The 3,724-nt window shown below is 52.7% G+C and carries 4 protein-coding genes and 1 pseudogene; all 5 read right to left on the bottom strand.

All coding sequences use genetic code 11. The features are described 5' to 3' along the window. Nucleotides 1-319: 319 nt before the first annotated feature. Nucleotides 320-643 (bottom strand): hypothetical protein, encoded by a 324-nt coding sequence (locus NPS56_RS30795; RefSeq protein ID WP_274078145.1) that lies wholly within the window; start codon nt 641-643, stop codon nt 320-322. 139 nt (nt 644-782) lie between these two features. Continuing rightward, nucleotides 783-1,166 carry a hypothetical protein gene (locus NPS56_RS30790; protein WP_274078144.1) on the bottom strand — a complete coding sequence of 128 codons (384 nt, stop codon included), beginning with the start codon at nt 1,164-1,166 and terminating at the stop codon, nt 783-785. Beyond that, nucleotides 1,163-1,638 (bottom strand): annotated as a pseudogene (locus NPS56_RS31495) (PAAR domain-containing protein); the annotation flags it as partial. The gene NPS56_RS30790 and the pseudogene NPS56_RS31495, both read right to left, overlap by 4 nt. 551 nt (nt 1,639-2,189) lie before the next feature. Beyond that, a complete protein-coding gene (locus NPS56_RS30785) occupies nt 2,190-2,570 on the bottom strand; it encodes a hypothetical protein (RefSeq protein ID WP_274078143.1) in 381 nt (126 codons plus the stop codon). Then, a complete protein-coding gene (locus NPS56_RS30780; protein ID WP_274078142.1) occupies nt 2,567-3,529 on the bottom strand; it encodes a hypothetical protein in 963 nt (320 codons plus the stop codon). Before NPS56_RS30780 ends, NPS56_RS30785 begins: the two co-directional genes overlap by 4 nt. Nucleotides 3,530-3,724: the final 195 nt, after the last annotated feature.

The raw sequence follows: 3,724 nt of genomic DNA, 5'->3' as shown, positions 1-3,724 counted from the left end.
TAGAAAATCAGGAAAGATCCCACAAGCCATGCAGAAAAAGCCGACGAAAATGGAGATAGGACAAATACGAATTCATGCTTGGTTCGTAAAAAAATCAAAAAATAAACATCTGAGGCCTGTTGGGTGTGCGTGGCTTGCGAGGGTGGTAGCGATTCAGCATTGATGTAGGCTCGGCTGGCGCTATCGCCAGCAGGCTGGCTCCCACAGGGGGGTGGCTGGGATATGAGATTGGCCTCGAGTTTTTCGGGGCGTTTTAGTATTTGGGCCGGGGACGGCTTTCGGGTTACAGCCGCATGATCTCATCAGCCCATTCAATCTCCTAGGGCTGGCGAACAGCGTCAGCAATCTCCTCCCGCGCCGCTTCACTGAGGACCGACAGCTCTGCATCGGTTAGCAAGTCGTGCTTGACCATCATTCTCAAAGCCATAGTTGCCCTTGAGCGACTGTAGTGATCGAAAGTGCGGACGATGTCTTTATCCCGGTCGCGCATCAGCCGATAAAGCATCCCATACCTGGCTTGAGCCGAAAGCGCACCATGTTCAGTGATGGTCCTGGCATCGGCCAACACACCTTGGCAGAAACGATCGAGCGCAACCTTGCGCAGTTCCTTGAACTTCTTCCAGTCGCTTTCGAGGATGGACATGAGCATCACCCTTACGGGGGATCATTGACGAAGTAAAACTCATTCTTGCCAGAAAATCTGCCGCATTCAGGTCATCACCGTTCGTCAGGGCGACCGGGCGCCAAAACACCGGTTGAGAGGCCAGGCTTTCTAGATGTTATTACCTAAGGCCAAAAATTTTTCCAATGCACCACACCAAGAATAATGCTCCCAAAAGGAATGTTAGGCTCCGCCACAAAATAACCAGCTTGCACTTGATTGGCGCTGGAAGATTCTCTATGTCTTCAGCACTGATGGTACCGTTTTCGATACCTCTACGTGGTGACGAGACGTAATGGGCAATATTGCCGATCATCCTCAACCGCCCCGATGGCCCTGCGTGTCGCCAGAAGGCCAGAACGGTAATTGCCGGGCTGTTTTTCAGGTGCCCAAGGAGTACATCCATCTTGGTATAGGCCATATGAAGTGCTACTACGAGCCAGACGAAGATCAGTAGGAGGATTACGCCACCGAGAGCACCGAATATCATCGATGCTTTACTCATCTAGTTGCTTCATAGATAAGGTCACCAATCCACTCGCCAATCCCACTGCCTATTGCTCCCCCAACCAAGGCCCCTGTTGCTACCGATACCGCGGAGCATATCCCGGTCGCCAAACCACCATTAGTTGTCCCGAGTGCAATACAGAGCCTGCCGGTTGTCTCAACTGACAACCTTGCACCTACGGCGGCACCGCCTATGATTCCGCCAGCAAAGCTACCCGCCTCGGTGAATCTAACACGCTCGCAAGCTTCGGTATTTCCCGCCGTACACACATCCTGCACCTTCATGGCAGATGCTCCTCCCCAATGGCAGTACCCAGCCAACCGCCGTATTTGACGTATTTAGAAGCCTTTGCCACACCTTCAAGATGGGTGGCATGACCCGGCATTTGCCCCGGCGCCCCAACTTTGTCCCAGTGATGCACCAGGCTACGACTGGAAATGCCAAGGGCCGTCTTCAGTTTTGGATGATCGACCAAGGTCTCCCGCCCCTTTTAATTGCACCTGTTTCAAATTGTTTTTTTACGTTTTGCCACAATTTTTTACAGCTAATTAGGACTCCTGACTTTAACAATGTGATTAGCAATTCCAACGATGCGAATGACCCGAAAGTACTCCATTGCAACGCTATGAGTTTCCTTTTGAGTGGGCGAGGGAAATTTTCAAAATCGTCAGCACTAAGGATGCCGTGCTTTATGTAAAAACTGGGCAATATAAGAACTCCACAAGCGCTGCCCACCAACTGAAGCCTGCCCCAAGAACCTGTATGCATACGTACGATATTAGTAAAGCTTGAAGAGCTATTCTGGAAACACTCCAACAACAACTCACATTTCGTATAGCCAACGTACAGTGTCCATACATCACCGATAATTAGACTGGTGAGTGGAATGCCGCACAAGCTGCCAACAACCATTTCTGCAGTAGTCATTACGTAATTTGGTACACGACTTCGCCCCCCAATCCCCCCAACATTCCACAGACAACACCACCTATTGCTGTAGAGACTGGCATATCCCTAAAGCTACTTATATTTTACCAGTAAGCATGCAATCACCAACCAAATTGCACCACCAACCAGTATCACCGCATCAAGCTGCAGAAGTCGTTTGAGATATGGAGGGAAGTTTTCAATATCGACCGGGTCTAGTTCACCGATGCGGATTGACGTTTTTGGCATCAATACCACTCCAGTAATTTTTGTTACCAAGACAAAGCACCCAAACCAACCATGATTCCGCAGTCCTGCCCCCCAAATATTGATACAGCGACTGTTTTTCAACGCCGCCATCATGGCATCCAGGTGACGCCCCAAGTATAGGCCGTACGCAAAACTTATAAATCCCAGCAGTATTGGCCCGCCAGTGATAATCAGGACCGCCCAGGCAGGCCAACTGCTCATCATGGCTGCATGGTCTCATACAGTACTTCGCCGAATACTTCCCCAATTTCACCACCATCGGTTGTACCCGCCCAAGCCCCAACTCCTACCAATGTGGCGACGCAGACAACCCCTCCAATACCTGTAGTAGCTCCAAGTACCAAGCAGATCGGACCACTGCTAGCTAGGCCTATCCGTGCGCCAAGAATGCCACCACCGGTGGACCCGACAAATTTCCCCCCTTCAGTAAACTTAACCCTCTCGCATGCAGCTCCAGAATCCCCAACACAAACCTCCTGAATAGCCAGTAGCGAAGAAACCCCGCCAATACCAATGCCAATGTAACCACCGGTGCTCATGTACTTGGCAGCCCGACTGATCGCATTCACATGGGTGGCATAACCCGGTATCTGCCCCGGCGCCCCAGCTTTGTCCCAGTGATGCACCAGGCTACGACTGGAAATGCCAAGTGCAGTCTTCAATTTCGGATGATCGCCCAAGGTCGTCTGGCCGCGCAGGCGGGAGGAATTCAGCAGGTGGGCATCCAGCTGAGCGAGCAGGCGCTTACGCTCGGCAACAAACCGCTTCGATCTCAGGTTGCCATGCTGGCGATAGGTTTCCTGATGAAGGCGTTCTATGTCCTGGAGGGTGTCGCGTAGTCGAATCAGGTGCTTCTCCATTACCGCCGCGCTGACGCCGAGAACGATCGAAGTATCGCCGGTAAAACTGGCGATTTCGGCACCGTGGCGAAACATGAACTCCGCTTCTTCGGGCGTCAGGGGGTCGAGCGCTGCCTTGACCTGTTGTGCGGCCTGCATCAGCTGGGCTTCCTGATAGGTGCAGGAACTGTTGTTCGGATCGCTCAGCACGATCATCGAACCGGCTTTGAGATCGCTTCGACCAGGGTTGAGCGCCTGGAACTTGCTCAGGGTGTCGTGTTGGCGCGAGGGGAAAAGCGTGGCCTCCAGTTGTTCGCGGGTCATGCTGTTGGGGACAACGTAGAAGCCGGCGTCCGGCAGATCTGCTCTGTTGAATGCGGTTGGAGCCGGATGACTTGAAGGGGCGATCCGGATTGACGTGGCGCTGCCGGATTGCCGGCGAGAGGTGGGTTCGGTTGCGCCGCAGCCCTTGTGGTCTGGGGCGCAGCACTGCTACGCGACTCATAAGTGGCAGTAAAA

Origin of the sequence: Pseudomonas putida (assembly GCF_028682635.1) — a bacterium.
GTDB lineage: Bacteria > Pseudomonadota > Gammaproteobacteria > Pseudomonadales > Pseudomonadaceae > Aquipseudomonas > Aquipseudomonas putida_AE.
Note: the sequence above shows the minus strand (reverse complement) of the source record. Positions and strands in the feature narration are given on the sequence as shown.